Below are 17660 nucleotides of genomic sequence, written 5' to 3'. Positions count from 1 at the left end.
TGATGTAGGGTTATTGTGTGATTTTTGTCGCATTTTTCCGTGGAGTTGCGGTATGAAAACAGCGTGTTAGAGTCCGCGCTGCATGCAGTGATATTGACGGAAAGGTTTAGTGGCGATCGTTACATGCGCCACCGCTGATGTTCCGGTCATAACCCTGACGGTTGGTCAGCGCGGTTTGCTGGTCATCATCGATCCTGACATGACTGTTTCTATTATGAATTGTCACGCCGTCTCACAATAATTACCACGCGCTCTTATTGTCAGCGCGTTTCAATAGGGGTGCGTTTTTATGCTTTCACCAGATATTAAGATCAAAGTGCAGAATTTTGGTCGCTTCCTCAGCAATATGGTCATGCCGAATATTGGCGCATTTATCGCCTGGGGGATTATTACTGCGCTGTTCATTCCCACCGGCTGGATTCCCAATGAAACGCTGGCGAAGCTTGTCAGTCCCATGATCACCTATTTACTGCCATTGCTGATTGGTTATACCGGCGGACGTTTAGTCTTTGGTGAGCGTGGCGGTGTTGTGGGCGCGATTACGACGATGGGCGTGATCGCCGGGACAGATATCCCGATGTTCCTGGGCGCGATGATCGTCGGTCCGCTGGGCGGCTGGGTGATCAAGCGCTTTGACCTCGCCGTTGACGGTAAGATCAAGAGCGGCTTTGAAATGCTGGTCAACAACTTCTCCGCCGGTATTATCGGTATGTTGTTGGCTATTCTGTCGTTCCTGGCAATCGGTCCGCTGGTTGAAATTTTCTCTCAGGTGCTGGCTTCCGGCGTTAACCTGATGGTTCAGAATAACCTGTTGCCGTTTACCTCTATCTTTGTTGAACCAGCAAAAATTCTGTTCCTGAATAACGCGATTAACCACGGTATCTTCTCACCGCTGGGCATCCAGCAGGCGACGGAAACCGGAAAATCGATTTTCTTCCTGATCGAAGCGAACCCCGGTCCCGGTATGGGCGTGCTGATGGCGTATATGTTCTTCGGCCGCGGTAACGCGAAGGAATCGGCGCCGGGTGCGGCAATCATCCATTTCCTGGGCGGGATCCACGAAATCTATTTCCCTTACGTATTGATGAACCCGCGTTTGATTATCGCGGTGATTTTGGGCGGGATGACCGGCGTGTTTACGCTGAACGTTCTGGGCGGTGGTCTGGTTTCTCCGGCCTCTCCCGGCTCTATTCTGGCGGTGCTGGCCATGACGCCGAAAGGCGCTTATTTCGCCAACCTTGCGGCCATTGCCGCGGCTTTCGCGGTTTCTTTTATTGTCTCTGCAATTTTGCTGAAAAGCACGAAGCAGAAAGGAGACGATCTGAACGACGCGACGCGCCGGGTACAGGAAATGAAAGCGTCCTCCAAAGGGACGGCGGCTAACGTCGGCGGCGTCAGCGGCGATATGAGCACCGTGCGGAAAATCATTGTCGCCTGTGATGCGGGTATGGGGTCCAGCGCCATGGGCGCCGGCGTGTTGCGTAAGAAAATTCAGGACGCCGGATTGACCAACGTTGTGGTGACCAACAGCGCGATCAATAGCCTGCCAAATGATGTCGATCTGGTGATTACGCACCGCGATCTGACGGAACGCGCGATGCGTCATGCGCCGCAGGCACAGCATATTTCGCTGACCAACTTCCTGGATAGCGGCCTGTATAGCGATCTGGCGGCCCGTTTGGTGGCTGCACAGGGCGCCGGAAAGCCTGAAACCGTCGCGACGCCGGCCCCTGCTCCTGCTGCTGCGGATGCCCCGGCTGACCTGTTCCAATTGCGTGAAGGCAATGTGTTCCTGAATCAGCACGCGTCAGACAAAGAGCAGGCCATCCGTTTTGCCGGTGAGCAACTGGTGAAAGGCGGCTATGTTGAGCCTGAGTACGTTGAAGCGATGCTGGAGCGTGAAAAACTGACATCCACCTATCTGGGCGAATCGATTGCCGTCCCGCACGGTACGATTGAAGCGAAAGATCGGGTGCTGAAAACCGGCGTGGTCTTCTGTCAGTACCCTGAAGGCGTGCGTTTCGGCGAGGAAGAAGATGAAGTGGCGCGTCTGGTTATTGGTATCGCTGCTCGTAATAACGAACATATCCAGGTTATCACCAGCCTGACTAACGCGCTGGATGATGATGCCGTCATTGAACGTCTGGCAAAGACGCAGGACGTTCAGGAAGTGCTCGATTTACTCTCCGGTAAAAAGGGTGCCTGATGAATTTGGCTTGTGCCGCCTTCGGGCGGCCTCTTTTTATGTTTTAAGGTTATCTTCTCATGAAAGCATTACATTTTGGTGCCGGTAATATTGGCCGTGGATTCATTGGTAAACTGCTGGCGGATGCGAATGTTGAACTGACATTTGCTGATGTTAATCAACCGTTATTGGATGCACTGAACAGCCGTAAAAGCTATGCGGTACGGATTGTCGGCGATAAGACGCAGATCGATACCGTCAGTAATGTGAGCGCCGTTCACAGCGGCAGCCAGGATGCCGTTGCGCTGATTGCCATCGCCGATCTGGTGACGACGGCGGTGGGGCCGCAGATCCTGGAAAAAATTGCCGGTACGATCGCTCAGGGGCTGGTCAAGCGCCATGACGAGGGCAATACCCGTCCCTTGAACATTATCGCCTGCGAAAATATGGTGCGGGGGACCAGCCAGCTAAAACAGCATGTGCTGAAACACTTGCCGGAAAGCCATCAGGATTGGGTGGCTGAGCATGTTGGGTTCGTGGATTCAGCCGTCGATCGCATTGTACCGCCTTCAGAAGCAGGCAGTGACGATGTTCTGGCGGTAACGGTAGAAACCTTCAGCGAGTGGATTGTCGATAAGACGCAGTTCTGTGGCGAACCGCCTGCGATCCCCGGTATGGAACTGACCGATAACCTGATGGCGTTCGTTGAACGCAAGCTGTTTACGCTCAATACCGGCCATGCCGTGACGGCCTATCTGGGTCAGCTGGCGCGCCATCAAACGATTCGCGATGCGATTCTTGACCCGAAAGTCAGAGCCGTAGTGAAAGGCGCGATGGAAGAAAGCGGAGCGGTGCTGATTAAACGCTACGGTTTTGACGCGGACAAGCACGCGGCTTATATCAACAAAATTCTCAGCCGCTTTGAAAACCCCCATCTGCATGATGATGTCGAACGCGTGGGCCGTCAGCCGCTGCGTAAGCTGAGCGCAGGCGATCGTCTGATCAAACCGTTGCTCGGCACGCTGGAATACCATTTGCCGCATGATAATCTGATCACCGGTATTGCCGCCGCCATGCATTATCGCAGTCAACAAGATCCGCAGGCGCTGGAACTGGCTGAGTTAATCCGTACTCAGGGGCCGCAAGCGGCGTTGGCGCAGATTTCTGGTCTGGATGGTGACAGCGAGGTTGTCGTGCAGGCAGTGAATGTGTATAACGCCATGCAGTAATCGGCGCGTCTCGTCGCAAGGCAGGTGTGGTTTCCTGACCACGGTGTAGTGCATTGAGGCAACGTCGGAGATGGGATGTCGCTACACCTGCCGGTAAGCATACTGCCGGGATGCGGTATGCTGTGCGAAGGTTTAACGGTACGAGAAGTGACGATGGAAGAAACGCTGGCATTTGAAAACCGGGTTCTTGAGGCGCTGAACTCAGGGAGGACGGTGCGCGATTTTATGCTGTGCGCCGTTGAGTTACTGGCTGAGGCGGTCAGTATTTTGATGTTGCAGGTGTTTCGTAAAGACGATTACGCAGTGAAATATGCCGTTGAACCGCTGATGACGGGGACGGGGCCGCTGGGCGATCTTTCCGTGCGCCTGAAGCTGATTTATGGGCTGGGCATGATCAGCCGTAAAGAGTACGAGGATGCGGAGCTGTTGATGGCGCTGGGCGAAGAGCTGGCGCATGACGAACGGCAGTATCATTTTACCGATGATGAAATTCTTGGCCCCATTGGCGAATTGCACTGTGTTGCTGCGCTGCCCGCAGAACCCGCATTACCGCCGGACGCGGAAGCTGTCGATCCGCTGTTGACCAGTATGCAGCAGCAGCGCTATCAGCAGATGGTGCGTTCTACGCTGGTGTTATCTCTGACCACATTGATTGCGAAAATCAGTCTGAAAAAAGCGTTTTAGCCCCATAACCTGCCCCATTGCGCCACTGCGTCCTTCGGGCGTTTAGTGTATGCTGTGTCCCGCATTATTCTCCCGTTATACAGGTTATCTTTTATGAAAGAGCAGGAAAAAGCAGAGATTAAACGCCTCAGCGACCAGTTGGATAAGTTGACGCGTAAACAGGCCACGTTGCTGGCGCAGGGGGATGCCGACGCGATCGCCCTCAATCTGGAGGCCTGCGAGAAGCTAACGACTGAAATCGGGCGCCTGCGTAATGTGAGAGAACAAAAACTCGGCAAAGAAGCGCAGAAGCTGGCGAAGCTGCCGTTCAGCCGTGTGATTACGAAAAAAGAGCAGGCGAATATAGGGGCGTTGAAGAAGAGCGTGCGTGGTTTGGTGATCGTGCATCCAATGACGGCGCTGGGCCGTGAAATGGGGTTGAAAGAGATGACAGGTTACGCGCCGACAGCGTTCTGACGCCTTTCCCTGCCTCCGCGTATAGAGAGAAAGCGCCATTTCGGATTGTGTTCCCCCTGCTACAGCAGGGGGATGATTACTGGCCTCAGTTTAGCGCTTGCAGATGCGGCGTCTGGTTGGTAAAGGCAATACTGGCCGGTGAGTCGTCATGCTGCGAATTGGCCAGACGGAAGACGGAGACTGCTTGTTTCAACAGTCTTGCCTGTTCTTCCAGAGAATCTGCGGCGGCAGAAGATTGTTCCACCAGCGCGGCGTTCTGTTGCGTCGTGCTGTCCATTTCGACAATCGCCTGATTGATCTGAGTAATTCCCCGGCTTTGTTCATCTGACGCTGTAGCGATTTCGCCCATAATATCGTGTACCTGTGTAACAGAGGTGACGATATCATTCATCGTTTTCCCGGCATTGCTGACCAGCGTTGCGCCGTGTGATATCTGGTTGACGGATTCGGAGATCAGGCCTTCGATCTCCTTCGCCGCCTGTGAGCTGCGCTGGGCCAGATTACGGACTTCACTGGCGACAACTGCAAAGCCGCGGCCTTGTTCACCGGCGCGAGCGGCTTCTACCGCGGCGTTCAGCGCCAGAATATTGGTCTGGAAAGCGATGCTGTTGATGACGGAGGTGATTTCCGCAATGCGCTTGGAGCTGTTTTCGATCGCGTTCATGGTTTGCACCACGTTATTGACCTGTTCACCGCCTTGTTTCGCCGTCTGAGAAGCGCCGATAGCCAGTTTATTGGCGTGGTGCGCGTTGTCTGCGTTTTGTTTCACCGTAGCGGTGAGCTGCTCCATGCTGGCGGCGGTCTGTTCCACGGCGGCCGCCTGCTCTTCGGTACGTGAAGACAAATCGGTATTACCTGCGACGATTTCGCTGGATGCGTTAGAAATCTGACTGACGCCGACGCGGATGTCATCAATCATATTGTGCAGGTTGTCGTTCATTGTCGACATCGCAACCATTAGCTGGCCCAGTTCATCCTTGCGAGTCGTGTTGATGGACATGGTCAGGTCGCCTAACGCGATTTTCTCGGCCATCGTCAGCGCGCTGCCTAGCGGCGTGGTGATTTGGCGTGAAATAAACCAGGAGATCAGCAGACCAAGCAGGAGCGTAATCAGCGCGGTGATGATCATTTGCAGTGTGGCGTTGCGAATGTCTTTGTGTGAAGCGGCCAGCTGGTCGCCGAGCAGTGATTCAATGACGGTGTTCAACTGCCCTGCGACAGTATTCATTTGATCTGCCTGTGCAACTTCGTCCTGATAGGCGGGCATGTATGCGAGCGCCTGTTCTTCATAGTTGTTCATGATGGTCAGCACTGGCGCCAAGGTTTCCCTCTGTTCGGCGGACAAACTCTGATACAGGAAGGTTAATGACGTTTGCGCCGCGTTGATGGCCTCACGTAATTTTTCTTCGGATTCTTTATTCGTAGAAAGTAATAAACCACGAACGTGGTAACGAACCGCAATCAGCTTTTGATTCAAGTCAGACAGCAATAATTGCAGCGTCAGACTGCTATTGTCTGACTTGAGTTGCTCACCGAGCTGTTGCAACGGTGCTTCCGTCGTTGAAATATTCCAGCTCTTTCTGACGGCGTCCTTAACCCCTACGGCATGAATATAATTTTTTTGTTTTTCCTGATAGAGGGTAATCAATGCGGGAATACTGGCTATTTTTTTGGCATCGCTTTCCGACCAGCGAAACGTTTTTGCTTCTTCAATGAGTTTGTTGAGATTGGCAATGTGCTCAATGTTTTTTTGTATATCTTCAGGCTTATAGGTGGTGGCGTATAGGGCGCGGTAATATTTGGCCTGATTCATTTCATCATCGATATTATTGCTTAAATTAACCTTATTAATGCTGTCTTTCAGCGAGTCGATATGCATCACGCCTGCGGCGGCAATCGCTATGGTCATAAGGAGGATCAGGGAAAAGCCTAATCCTAATTTTTTACCCACTTTTAGATTGTCAATATTTATAACCATCACATTCCACCACGATATCGTATTGAGTCAACGTCACTATTCTGATACGCCGGCTTGCGGCGTTAGCATCCTGGACGGCCGCTTACTAAGTCTTTCTCTGTAACAACATGATAAAAAGACACAAATGGTATCGGCATTGTGCCCTGAAACTTTATGTGCGGCCTGCTGTTTAAGCGGAGAGTTTGCCCGTTACCGGCTGAGTGAGACGACGGATATCACGGGTGCGATCGTAAAACGTTATGGCGTGATTACCGACGGTGAATGGGGAAGGATGGAGACCACAGGATAAAACAAGGGCTGGAATAACATGCGGTTATCCCAGCCCTTTTTCAGTTACAACAGCGTTCAGCCGACGTTATTTTTTCGCGTTGGCAAAACGGGCTGCCGCTTCGTCCCAGTTCACCACGTTCCAGAATGCTTTGATGTAGTCCGGGCGGCGGTTTTGGAATTTCAGGTAGTAGGCGTGTTCCCATACATCCAGACCGATGATGGGGTAGCCGGATGCGCCGGCAACGGCTTCACCCATCAGCGGGCTGTCCTGGTTTGCGGTGGAAACCACAGCCAGTTTGCCGTCGTCTTTCAGCACCAGCCAGGCCCAGCCGGAACCAAAGCGGGTTGCCGCCGCCTGTTCGAATTTTTCTTTAAAGGTATCGACGCTGCCGAAATCACGTTCAATCGCCGCTTTAAGGTCACCAGACAGCGTGGTGCATAATTTCAGGCCTTTCCAGAACAGGCTATGGTTCGCGTGGCCGCCGGCGTTGTTACGCAGGGCGACTTTTTTCTCCGCCGGGACTTTATCCAGTTGAGCGATCAGCTCTTCAGCAGACAATTTAGCCAGTTCCGGCAGGGATTCTAACGCAGCATTGGCGTTATTGACGTAAGCCTGATGATGCTTGGAATGGTGAATTTCCATCGTTTCTTTGTCGAAATGCGGTTCCAGTGCGTCATACGCATAGGGCAGGGATGGCAGTGAATAACTCATGTTTAGCATCTCCATGGTAAAAAAAATGTTACGGCGCTGTTCTGTGAGCACCGTGTAAGCAATACGTCCATTATAGTTAATTAAGTGATATTGAAAATGATTATTCTCAGTGTGATGCCATGAATCAGATTATGTTACTTGGTGATAACAAACGCTTATGCCGTTATCGCACAACGTAAAAACAAATTAATCTATAGGCATCCTACATCCTGCGGCACCGGTATCCGCGTGTGGCTTATTCGGTCAGACGCTGTGTATGCGTGTAGATCGTTGCGTGCCCCGGCCGACAAAAACCGACCAGCGTCAGGTTGCAGCGCTGCGCGACGTCTACGGCCAGCGAGGTTGCCGCGGAGACGGCAAACAGGATTTCAACGCCGCACATGGCGGATTTTTGTACCATTTCATAACTGGCCCGGCTGGAAACCAGCGCCGAACCCTGTTGCCAACCCTGTCGCGCCCTGAGACCGAGCAGTTTATCCAGCGCCACATGACGACCAACATCCTCACTCCCTCCCGACATCGAACCGTCCGGCGCTATCCAGCTTGCGGCATGGGTACAGCCTGTTACCTCGCCAATTTTCTGCCACTCTCTTATCCGCATCAGCGCCGGTTCCAGTTGGCCGAGAGAAAATGTCTGGGTGAAGGGCAGTGGGGGGATCGGTTTACCGATTTCCGCGAGCTGTTCTACGCCGCACACGCCACAGCCTGTTCGGCCATCCATCGCCCGGCGCCGCGCTTTTAGCCCCGCAAAGCGTCGGCTGGACAGCTCAATCTGGACTTCGATCCCGTTGCAAACGGGCTGCACATCGATGCCATAGATATCTGCCGGTGACTGAATAATACCTTCGGACAGGGAGAACCCGAGGGCGAAATGCTCCAGCTCCTTCGGCGAGGCCATCATAACGACGTGCGAAATACCGTTGTAAACCAGCGCGACGGGCACCTCTTCCGCCAGCCAGTCAGCCTGCGGCTGATGCAGCGAATCGCGATGATAGACCATGCGCTGTGTTGCGCCTTCAAGAGCGGCATCCGCCTGTAAATGAACCCCTTCCACCTGAAATACCTGCCTGAACGTTAATAACCCTGGAAAGAAAAGTATTATTTCACCGTGTCAGAATGGATGCGAATTTTTCTCCAGAAATCGCGAGCGTGCTTGCTTACATCGATGTCTGTTTTCCCAACAACAGAAAAAAACTGTGCGTTAACTCGAAGAGTTGCACTCTTCTGCGGTGGCGTCCTGTCGTTAACGACACACCCCGTATAGGCTTAATTAACCGGATTACTGTTTGCCTCTTTTTTCACTGCGGCCTGACCGCGACCCCGGAAATGAAAAGGAGACTGAAATGGCGCACAATCATTCTGACGGCCGATTCGCATCTGATGACATTGGCTCTCTCAATCTGAAAAAACGTTATGACAACTTTATCGGCGGTACCTGGCTTCCGCCTGAAGGCGGCCAGTACTTTGTCAACCTGACGCCGGTGAGCGGTCAGCCGATGTGTGAAGTGGCGAGTTCAACGACGCGAGATGTCGACCATGCGCTGGATGCGGCTCATCAGGCTAAAGCGGAGTGGGGTGGCATGTCGGTACAAGAACGGGCGCTGATCCTCAATCGTATAGCCGATCGCATGGAGCAAAACCTTGAGCGGCTGGCGCAGGTGGAATCCTGGGATAACGGCAAGCCTATTCGCGAAACGCTCGGCGCGGATGTGCCGTTGGCGATTGATCACTTCCGTTACTTCGCGGCCTGCATCCGTGCGCAGGAGGGCGCGATCAGCGAGATTGACGGCGATACCGTGGCCTATCATTTCCACGAGCCTCTTGGGGTCGTCGGACAAATTATCCCCTGGAACTTTCCGTTGCTGATGGCCTGTTGGAAGCTGGCGCCTGCGCTGGCCGCCGGGAACTGTATCGTGCTGAAACCCGCTAAGCTCACGCCAATGTCAGTCTTGATTCTGATGGAGCTGATTCAGGATCTGCTGCCACCCGGCGTGCTCAATGTGGTGAATGGCTCGGGAAGTGAGATTGGTGAATATCTGGCGACCTCAAAACGTATTGCGAAAGTCGCATTCACCGGGTCGACGGAGGTGGGCCAGCAGATCATGAGCTATGCGGCGCAAAACGTGACGCCGGTAACGCTGGAGCTGGGCGGCAAATCGCCGAATATCTTTTTTGCCGATGTCATGGATAAAGAAGACAGCTTCTTTGATAAGGCGTTAGAGGGGTTCACGCTGTTCGCTTTCAATCAGGGGGAGGTCTGCACCTGTCCAAGCCGCGCGCTGGTGCAGGAATCTATCTATGAGCGCTTTATGGAACGGGCCATTAAACGCGTTGAGGCGATTCGCGTCGGCCACCCGCTAGACAGCCAAACGATGATGGGCGCGCAGGTCTCGGCAGGACAGCTTGAAACCATCCTGAACTATATTGATATCGGTAAAAAAGAGGGGGCGCGGGTGCTAACGGGCGGACAGCGTAAGGCGATGCCGGACGGGATGGCGGAAGGCTACTATCTGGAACCGACGATCCTGTTTGGTAAAAATAGCATGCGGGTTTTTCAGGAGGAGATTTTCGGGCCGGTGCTGGCTGTCACCACCTTCAAAACGATGGATGATGCGCTGGAGATTGCCAACGATACGGAATATGGTCTGGGCGCGGGCGTGTGGAGTCGTAACGCTAACATCGCGTATCGCATGGGGCGGGGTATTCAGGCCGGTCGCGTCTGGACCAACTGCTATCACGCCTATCCGGCGCACGCCGCGTTTGGTGGCTACAAGCAGTCCGGTATCGGGCGTGAAAACCATAAAATGATGCTGGAACACTATCAGCAAACCAAGTGTCTGCTGGTCAGTTACTCCGACAAACCCGTCGGGCTGTTCTGATGTCTTCGCACGATACATTCTGAACTCCCTGCGCTCTCTTGTTATCCCTGAGGGCGCTGGGCGTATCGTGCGGATTTTTCGTCTCAGGTCGTTTTTACCCGTTCGGTTTGCCCAACGGTGGATTGTGCAAACGCCGCACAACGGCTACTCTGTTTGGAATAGCGCTTTGCTTTCAAGAGGTTGTGCATGACGGACAAGATCGGCTGGATTGATAACCTGCGGGCTTTAGCCTGCATGATGGTCGTTCTGATCCACAGTACAACTTACTATATTACCGCAGGCGGCACGCCGGGAGACGGCTATTGGGATGTGGCGAATGTCCTGAACTCGGTATCGCGCGTGTGCGTCCCGCTATTTTTTATGATCTCCGGCTACTTATTTTTTGGCGAACGCCGAGCGGGGAAAAAGCATTTCCTGCGTATCGGGCTATGCCTGTTTTTCTACAGTGCGGTTGCGCTGATCTATATTGCGACACTGACGCCCATTAGCGGTATCAATGCCCTGAGCCATGCGCTGCAAAAACCGGTTTTTTATCATTTATGGTTTTTCTACGCCATTGCGGTGATTTATCTGCTCTCACCGCTGATTACGATAAAGCCGGTATCGGGATGGTATTTAGCCGTTTTAATCGTCTTACTGGCCGTGGTAGCCAACCCGCATACGGCGTCTCTGGAATTTAACGGGGTCCAGCTACTGCCCGTTAATCTCTATATTTACGGCGATACGTTTTATTATGTGTTGTACGCGGCGCTGGGGCGCGCGTTGGGTATGCTGGACGTACCGAAGAAGGTCGTGCTGGCCGCTATTCCGTTTTTCATTGCGTGTGTCACTCTGGTGGCGCTGGGAACGCAGCACCACACGCGATTGAATGAGGCGTTTACCCAGACGTTTTACCTCTACTGCGGCCCGCTGGTTTTTCTGGCCGCAGTCAGCTTGCTGGTGGTGTTTAAGCATTATTTTAGCCATCGGGTTTTACCCGGTTTCGCGACAATTTCACGCCATTCACTGGCGATCTACGGTTTCCATGCGTTGATCGTTCACTATCTGCGCACGCATGACGCTGTGCTGCCGTCCCACCCTGTTGCCGATATTTTTTATGTTTTCGCTATCGCGCTGGCGGGCAGTCTGCTGCTCTCGCTGGCGCTCCAGAAGATAGATGTCCTGCGCTGGGTGAGCTGACGCGCGCGATATCCCCACGCCGCCTGCTGGCAGGATAAGGTTATTGTGGCGCCGTCAGAAAGGCGCGGCGGCGCGCCTTAAACTTGTGAGGGGAATGGTTACGCCGGCGCGCGCCAGTAATCGTAATCGATGTGTTCGACCTGAAAGTTGGCCTCTTCGCGGTTACCCGTCAGACGGTTGGCGAGGGTAAAGGCAAAATCAAACGCCACGCCCAGCCCTTTACCACTGATGAGATTCCCATCCTCCACGACTTTTTCATTAACATAAACGCCATCGGTTACATTCTGCCATAAGTCTCCAGAGCAGACGTAGCGGCGACCTTTCAGCAGGTTGTTCCCCCCCAGCACGCGTGCAGCGGCGGAACACAGCGGACAAATCAATTTTCCCGCCTCGTCATGGCGACGGATAAACGCGACAACCATCGGGTTCGCCGCCAGATTGACCGTCCCCTGCGGGCCTCCGGGGATGACGACCGCATCAAACAGCGTATCCTGATTTCTTTCCAGCAGTGAATCGGCAAACAGTCGGATATGGTGATAACTGCGTAGTTCCAGCCTGTCGTGGCACGACAGCATCGTGACGTCTATTTTCATGCGGTGCAGGACATCGATCACCATAATCGCTTCCGCTTCTTCAAACCCGGGAGCCAGCAGAACGGCGACTTTCTTAGACATAGTATCTCCAGCAATCAGTGAGGGAGGGTGTTAACGGCAAGAGAATAACAAAGAAACTACGGTAAAATGAAACGATGTTTTATTAATGTCGATGGGGTCGCGTAAACGCGTTTTTCTGCTTATCCTGAGGTGCGGATAGCGCTACACTTATCCGCTAGGTCGTAATTGACCGCGAATTTTTTTGCATGAAAGCACGACTCTTCTCTTCCTGTCCCGTCAAAAAGATGTTTAAATTATCACTCACTTATTTTGCATAAATATGCATTTTTGAGTGTGTCGATGTCAGTTGTCGACCGGCCCGTTCGATTTCGCGTGTGCACTGGGCCTGAATTCTCATTAATGTATGGCGTAACATCATGGTGTGGGCGACTAGGCTTATATCCATAGATCTTTCGAGCAGGGATTATATCTATGACAACGATTCTCAAGCATCTTCCGGTTGGTCAGCGTATTGGTATTGCGTTTTCGGGCGGTCTGGATACCAGCGCCGCGCTGTTATGGATGCGTCAAAAAGGCGCGGTTCCTTATGCGTATACGGCAAATCTGGGGCAGCCGGATGAGGATGACTACGAGGCGATCCCGCGTCGGGCTATGGAATACGGTGCGGAAAATGCGCGTCTTATCGATTGCCGCAAACAACTTGTTGCTGAAGGTATTGCGGCGATTCAGTGCGGCGCGTTCCACAATACGACGGCGGGCGTGACCTATTTCAACACCACGCCGCTGGGCCGTGCAGTGACCGGGACGATGCTGGTGGCGGCGATGAAAGAAGATAGCGTGAACATCTGGGGCGACGGCAGCACCTATAAAGGCAACGATATTGAGCGCTTTTATCGCTACGGTTTGCTAACCAATGCCGAACTGAAGATTTATAAGCCGTGGCTGGATACCGATTTTATCGATGAGCTGGGCGGCCGTCAGGAGATGTCTGAGTTTATGGCGCAGGCCGGGTTCGACTACAAAATGTCGGCAGAGAAAGCCTACTCCACTGACTCCAATATTCTGGGGGCGACGCACGAAGCGAAGGATCTGGAGTTCCTGAATTCCAGCATCAAGATCGTTAACCCGATTATGGGCGTAAAATTCTGGGACGAAAACGTCAAAATCCCGGCAGAAGAGGCCACCATTCGTTTTGAACAGGGTCACCCGGTTGCGCTGAATGGCAAGCGTTTTAGCGATGATGTCGAGCTGATGCTGGAGGCGAACCGTATTGGCGGGCGTCACGGCCTGGGCATGAGCGATCAGATCGAAAACCGTATTATCGAAGCGAAAAGTCGCGGCATTTATGAAGCGCCGGGAATGGCTTTGCTGCATATCGCTTATGAGCGCCTGGTGACGGGGATCCATAACGAAGACACCATCGAGCAATACCATGCCAATGGCCGTCAACTGGGTCGTTTCCTGTATCAGGGACGCTGGTTTGACTCTCAGGCGCTGATGCTGCGCGATGCGTCTCAACGTTGGATAGCCAGCGCCATCACCGGTGAAGTGACGCTGGAACTGCGCCGCGGTAACGATTACTCCATCATGAACACGGTGTCAGACAATTTGACCTATAAACCTGAGCGTTTGACGATGGAGAAAGGGGATTCTGTTTTCTCACCGGACGATCGCATCGGTCAGCTGACCATGCGTAATCTGGATATCACGGATACGCGTGAAAAGTTGTTCAACTATGTTGAAACCGGCTTACTTTCTTCTGCCAGCGCGGGCTTGCCGCAAGTTGGGCGGCTACAGGATAAAATAGAGAAGTAACGAGCAGCGAGAATAATGAAAATCCGAAATCGTCCTGCGGTTTCGGATTTTTTTATTTTTATATCAATCAATTATATTTAATGCCTTTGCGGTATTTTTGGCGTGTGAACGCATTGTTGACAATGCAAGTTGCATCTGTACAACTGTCGTGGAAAGAGACAGAATGTTTATGCGTAACCAATTGAGACAATAATCTAAAAGCGAAAAATCTGCGGGATGATAGAGCATCGTTTTTTTGAGGCTATGTATTAACTTTTCAATGGAGGAAAAATGTTACAGATATTTGATGTAAATCACGCCTTGTTGTCAGAAAAAAAATCGGAAGAGTTGTTTATCCTCAGAAAAGAAACCTTTAAGGACCGATTGAATTGGGCTGTTCAATGCATTAATGGGATGGAGTTTGATCAATATGATAATGACAACGCCACTTATCTTTTTGGCATAAAAAATGACACCGTGATTTGTAGCCTTAGGTTCATAGAAACAAAATATCCGAATATGATTACCGGAACATTCTTTTCCTACTTCGAAAAAATAGAAATCCCAGATGGAAATTATTTGGAATCCAGTCGCTTTTTTGTGGATAAGTCACGTGCAAAAGAGATTCTGGGGAGTGGGTATCCTATTAGTTCTATCCTGTTTCTTTCAATGATTAATTATTCAAAGGATAAAGGCTATGATGGAATATATACGATAGTTAGTCATCCTATGTTAACAATATTAAAACGTTCTGGTTGGGGAATTCGCGTAGTCGAACGCGGTTTGTCAGAAAAGCAGGAAAGCGTCTATCTGGTTTTCCTTCCTGTTGATGATGATAATCAGGCTACGTTAGCGCGCCGTATTAACCGCAATGGCGCATTCATTGACGATGACTTGAAGCGGTGGCCTTTGCGATTAACCACCGCTATTCCACAGGTTTTATGAGCTGCAACTCCACGCCGAGCCTGATGGCATGCTTGGCATTCAGAACGCCCAGTTTTTTTACAACGTTGCCGATATGAAATTTGACCGTACTGGTTTTGATTCCCAAAATCATGGCTACTTCCAGATAGGTTTTCCCCATACTGGCCCAGTAAAGAATTTCATTTTCTCGTTGAGAAAATATTTCTTTATGATTTAACGTTTTCTTGTTCTCAGCCATCTCTCTGCTAAGAGAGATGGCTTTCTCATACGCTTCAATTAATAACATCTGGAAAGTGTCTTTTTTCTCTTTAATGAAGACTTCCACATCATTCGGATACGCGCTGTCTGCGATAATCGATAGCATCGCGAGATTGTCGCCATGATCGTGAAGCACGAAGGTGTATCCATTGATAATGTTATATTTTCTGGAGATGTCGAATATTTTTCCAAGCTGAAGTTGGGTGTTAATCTCCAGGCTCTTATCCCAGGAAAACGGCGATATTTTATTAAAAGAAGCCAAAACAACGGGGTCAATATGTTGATATTTATTGTCTTTATAGAGTTTAACCCACTCATCGGGATAACTGGAAATGATGATAATATGAGAGGGATTTTTCTTATTAAGCACCATAAATGAAAATTTTATGCCATCGTAATGGCTAAGGTTTTCATCAAGTTGACGTTTGATTACCTTGCTTATAATTTCATTATTGGAGAATAATGGCGACATTTCACGACCTCAGTCTGAAGAATCAGCATCCCTGTGATAGAAAAGTATATACTTATCTTTGGACTTAAGTCTAATCGTTATGAATGAGGGGACGTTAGGGTAAAAATAATAAAAAAGAGAAGAAAATAAATCCACGCATCGCCGGGCGAAACGTGATGGTTGGATAATATTTGGAAATACTAATTAAACAATCCTTATCAAAACCATGATGTAAAATGATTTTTCTTCTATAAAAATGGCGATGTTTTACAGGCTAAACTGTTTTTTATTCTTATTCACGTTAATTGTATGGCTGTTTAACTAAAAATAAGACGATATTACTTCTCATCGATATTATGATATTCCCACAACCGATTGAAATAGATATCATCCAGATGGCGTGCCGGCGACACATTACCGGCAAAGGGGCGGGCAGTGGTTGCCGCGGCTCCCCACGGTTGTTCCTTGTCATAACTGGCGTCAATCATACTGTCGCGGATCACTAGCTGACCATTGGCGGTCTGAGCCGGTTGGTATCCCGTTTGCCTTGCCCCCTGATCCCAGGCGCGTCCCAGTCTGGCTTTTCTTTCCCCGCGAAAGCCTCTATCTCCCGTCAGGCGGCAATTTATCACTAAAAAACCGTATTGCACCCACGGCAAGGTGTCAGGCGCGAAGACGTGAATATCTGTTGCCCCACGGCTGGAGACGGTATGAAAATGGACGCGTTCGAATACCGCTGCCGCCCGCCCAAAAACGTAATCGACATCACCTTCAATATAGCTGTCTTGAATGTAAGCGCGGCTATGGCGATCCGTGACGTACTCGTTGTGGATGTTGCTGACGTTGACGAAAAATGTATCCTGCCGACCGATCAGGCGAACGCGTTCAAGCTGTACTTTGTCGCCACCGGTGCGCAGTGCCACGGCCTGATGTGCCCGGCCATCCACCGAATCCAGCAGTGAATTGACCACCGTCAGGTTCTTCATCTGGAAATGGTCGCTCTGCGACCAGACCACAGCGGAACAAATTGTCTCGATTGTCGGGTTCTGTTTGGACGCACAGCGATCGTACTGGTACCAGGCTGGGTCGCCGGGCTGATACTCGCCGTGTGAATTCACCACTTCCCGGTAGGTTGCGGGTGAAAACATGGAATCAAGAGCGAGCCTGATCACCACGTCATCCGGCTGCTGGCCTGCACCGAACAGCGTGATCGGCGGCGCTCCGGCAGGGATGTAGACCGTGCCGATATAGGTGCCCGGCAACAGTTTGATGAAAACACGCGTCCTGTCGTGGTGATGCTGTAGCGCGGCATTCACCGCCTGCTGCACCGTCGTATGCGTCGCACGATTAATGCCAACATCCGGCCCGACGATCAAGGGGGTCGCAGGATCGACGCAAATGGGTTCGGGCATCCAGACATCAGAATGGCCATCGCGCTCAGGCAACGTAAAATAGTGCTGCGGCGTGAAGCGGGCCGCTTCCTGTTCGGAAAGGATAGGGCGAGAAGCCGTGCCGGGGTAGGTCATGTTGGTCATTGTGCGCCCCTGAGAGAAAAAACAGGCGTTAATTCGCCTGATACCACGTCCAGATTTTGATCAGCAGCGCGGCAGAGAGACTCCAGCACACCACCGCCGCGAGCAGCGCCTGCGGCAATTTCATCCACGCGGTGAAATAATACAGTGAGATAAGATAAACCAGATAAGGAATGACGGACCAGATGCCGAACAGGATGGTGGCGCGCAGCGCTTCCAGCCCGCGTTCGCTGCCAACGATGTAATGTGCGATCAGCGCGAATGTGGGGAAAAGCGGCACCAGCCCGGCAATATAATAATTCCGGCTTTTTGCCAGTAGGCTGATGAGCAGCACGATCAGTGCGCCAATGGCGGATTTTATCACTAAAGACATAAGTATGATTTCTGGCTCAATCATGCGGTGAATAATAGGGAATATTGCCAAAAGCCGGAGAGGATGACCTGTGATCCTCCTCACGGCTACGCGGCTGTAACCCTACTTTACGCCGATATTTTGCAAAAATGTTACCTCGGAC

General features: G+C 51.5%; 15 protein-coding genes. 8 read left to right on the top strand and 7 right to left on the bottom strand.

The window, feature by feature from the left end:
* Positions 1-289: 289 nt before the first annotated feature.
* The 4 genes from EDC54_RS13770 to EDC54_RS13755 all read left to right on the top strand — a co-directional run bounded on the left by EDC54_RS13770 (position 290) and on the right by EDC54_RS13755 (position 4554).
* Complete coding sequence (locus tag EDC54_RS13770; RefSeq protein WP_132457373.1) at positions 290-2206, top strand: PTS mannitol transporter subunit IICBA; 1917 nt, start codon at positions 290-292, stop codon at positions 2204-2206.
* A gap of 59 nt (positions 2207-2265) precedes the next feature.
* Positions 2266-3414: a mannitol-1-phosphate 5-dehydrogenase gene (locus EDC54_RS13765; protein WP_132457370.1), complete on the top strand. Its 1149-nt coding sequence runs from the start codon at positions 2266-2268 to the stop codon at positions 3412-3414.
* 117 nt (positions 3415-3531) lie between these two features.
* The gene (locus EDC54_RS13760; protein ID WP_132457549.1) at positions 3532-4098 is read left to right on the top strand and encodes an MltR family transcriptional regulator; all 567 of its coding nucleotides are present in this window, start codon (positions 3532-3534) and stop codon (positions 4096-4098) included.
* A gap of 93 nt (positions 4099-4191) precedes the next feature.
* A complete protein-coding gene (locus EDC54_RS13755; RefSeq protein WP_132457367.1) occupies positions 4192-4554 on the top strand; it encodes a YibL family ribosome-associated protein in 363 nt (120 codons plus the stop codon).
* A gap of 85 nt (positions 4555-4639) precedes the next feature.
* On the opposite strand, the gene EDC54_RS13750 is transcribed toward EDC54_RS13755, so the two are convergent.
* From EDC54_RS13750 to fdhD, 3 genes are all read right to left on the bottom strand, one after another.
* A complete protein-coding gene (locus tag EDC54_RS13750) occupies positions 4640-6532 on the bottom strand; it encodes a methyl-accepting chemotaxis protein (RefSeq protein ID WP_132457364.1) in 1893 nt (630 codons plus the stop codon).
* Positions 6533-6887: 355 nt separating this feature from the next.
* Positions 6888-7514, bottom strand: coding sequence for a superoxide dismutase [Mn] (gene sodA / locus EDC54_RS13745; RefSeq protein ID WP_132457361.1), 627 nt, complete (start codon positions 7512-7514; stop codon positions 6888-6890).
* Between the two features lie 235 nt (positions 7515-7749).
* Positions 7750-8514 carry a formate dehydrogenase accessory sulfurtransferase FdhD gene (gene fdhD / locus EDC54_RS13740; RefSeq protein ID WP_230514522.1) on the bottom strand — a complete coding sequence of 255 codons (765 nt, stop codon included), beginning with the start codon at positions 8512-8514 and terminating at the stop codon, positions 7750-7752.
* Between the two features lie 343 nt (positions 8515-8857).
* Here fdhD and exaC point away from each other — a divergent pair, with 343 nt between their 5' ends.
* Together exaC and EDC54_RS13730 are read left to right on the top strand one after the other, a co-directional pair.
* Positions 8858-10393, top strand: a complete 1536-nt coding sequence (exaC, locus tag EDC54_RS13735; protein ID WP_132457355.1) for an acetaldehyde dehydrogenase ExaC — start codon at positions 8858-8860, stop codon at positions 10391-10393.
* Positions 10394-10579: 186 nt separating this feature from the next.
* Complete coding sequence (locus EDC54_RS13730; protein WP_132457352.1) at positions 10580-11572, top strand: acyltransferase; 993 nt, start codon at positions 10580-10582, stop codon at positions 11570-11572.
* A 98-nt stretch (positions 11573-11670) separates the two neighbouring features.
* Here the strand turns inward: EDC54_RS13730 and EDC54_RS13725 are convergent, their stop codons facing one another.
* Positions 11671-12246, bottom strand: a complete 576-nt coding sequence (locus tag EDC54_RS13725) for a DJ-1/PfpI family protein (protein ID WP_132457349.1) — start codon at positions 12244-12246, stop codon at positions 11671-11673.
* Positions 12247-12657: 411 nt separating this feature from the next.
* Here EDC54_RS13725 and argG point away from each other — a divergent pair, with 411 nt between their 5' ends.
* Together argG and EDC54_RS13715 are read left to right on the top strand one after the other, a co-directional pair.
* Positions 12658-14001 (top strand): argininosuccinate synthase, encoded by a 1344-nt coding sequence (gene argG / locus EDC54_RS13720; RefSeq protein WP_132457346.1) that lies wholly within the window; start codon positions 12658-12660, stop codon positions 13999-14001.
* 270 nt (positions 14002-14271) lie between these two features.
* On the top strand, positions 14272-14925 hold the full coding sequence (locus EDC54_RS13715; RefSeq protein WP_132457343.1) for an acyl-homoserine-lactone synthase: 654 nt from the start codon (positions 14272-14274) through the stop codon (positions 14923-14925).
* Here EDC54_RS13715 and EDC54_RS13710 read toward each other — a convergent pair.
* The 3 genes from EDC54_RS13710 to EDC54_RS13700 form a co-directional block, all read right to left on the bottom strand.
* Positions 14906-15634: a LuxR family transcriptional regulator gene (locus EDC54_RS13710; protein ID WP_132457340.1), complete on the bottom strand. Its 729-nt coding sequence runs from the start codon at positions 15632-15634 to the stop codon at positions 14906-14908. The two genes, EDC54_RS13715 and EDC54_RS13710, sit on opposite strands and share 20 nt — an antisense overlap.
* A gap of 317 nt (positions 15635-15951) precedes the next feature.
* Positions 15952-17148, bottom strand: coding sequence for a pectinesterase PemB (gene pemB / locus EDC54_RS13705; protein ID WP_132457337.1), 1197 nt, complete (start codon positions 17146-17148; stop codon positions 15952-15954).
* Between the two features lie 28 nt (positions 17149-17176).
* Positions 17177-17518: a GlpM family protein gene (locus EDC54_RS13700; RefSeq protein WP_132457334.1), complete on the bottom strand. Its 342-nt coding sequence runs from the start codon at positions 17516-17518 to the stop codon at positions 17177-17179.
* Positions 17519-17660 lie beyond the last annotated feature (142 nt).

This window comes from Samsonia erythrinae, from assembly GCF_004342665.1.
In the GTDB taxonomy this organism is placed as follows: domain Bacteria; phylum Pseudomonadota; class Gammaproteobacteria; order Enterobacterales; family Enterobacteriaceae; genus Samsonia; species Samsonia erythrinae.
Note: the sequence above shows the minus strand (reverse complement) of the source record. Positions and strands in the feature narration are given on the sequence as shown.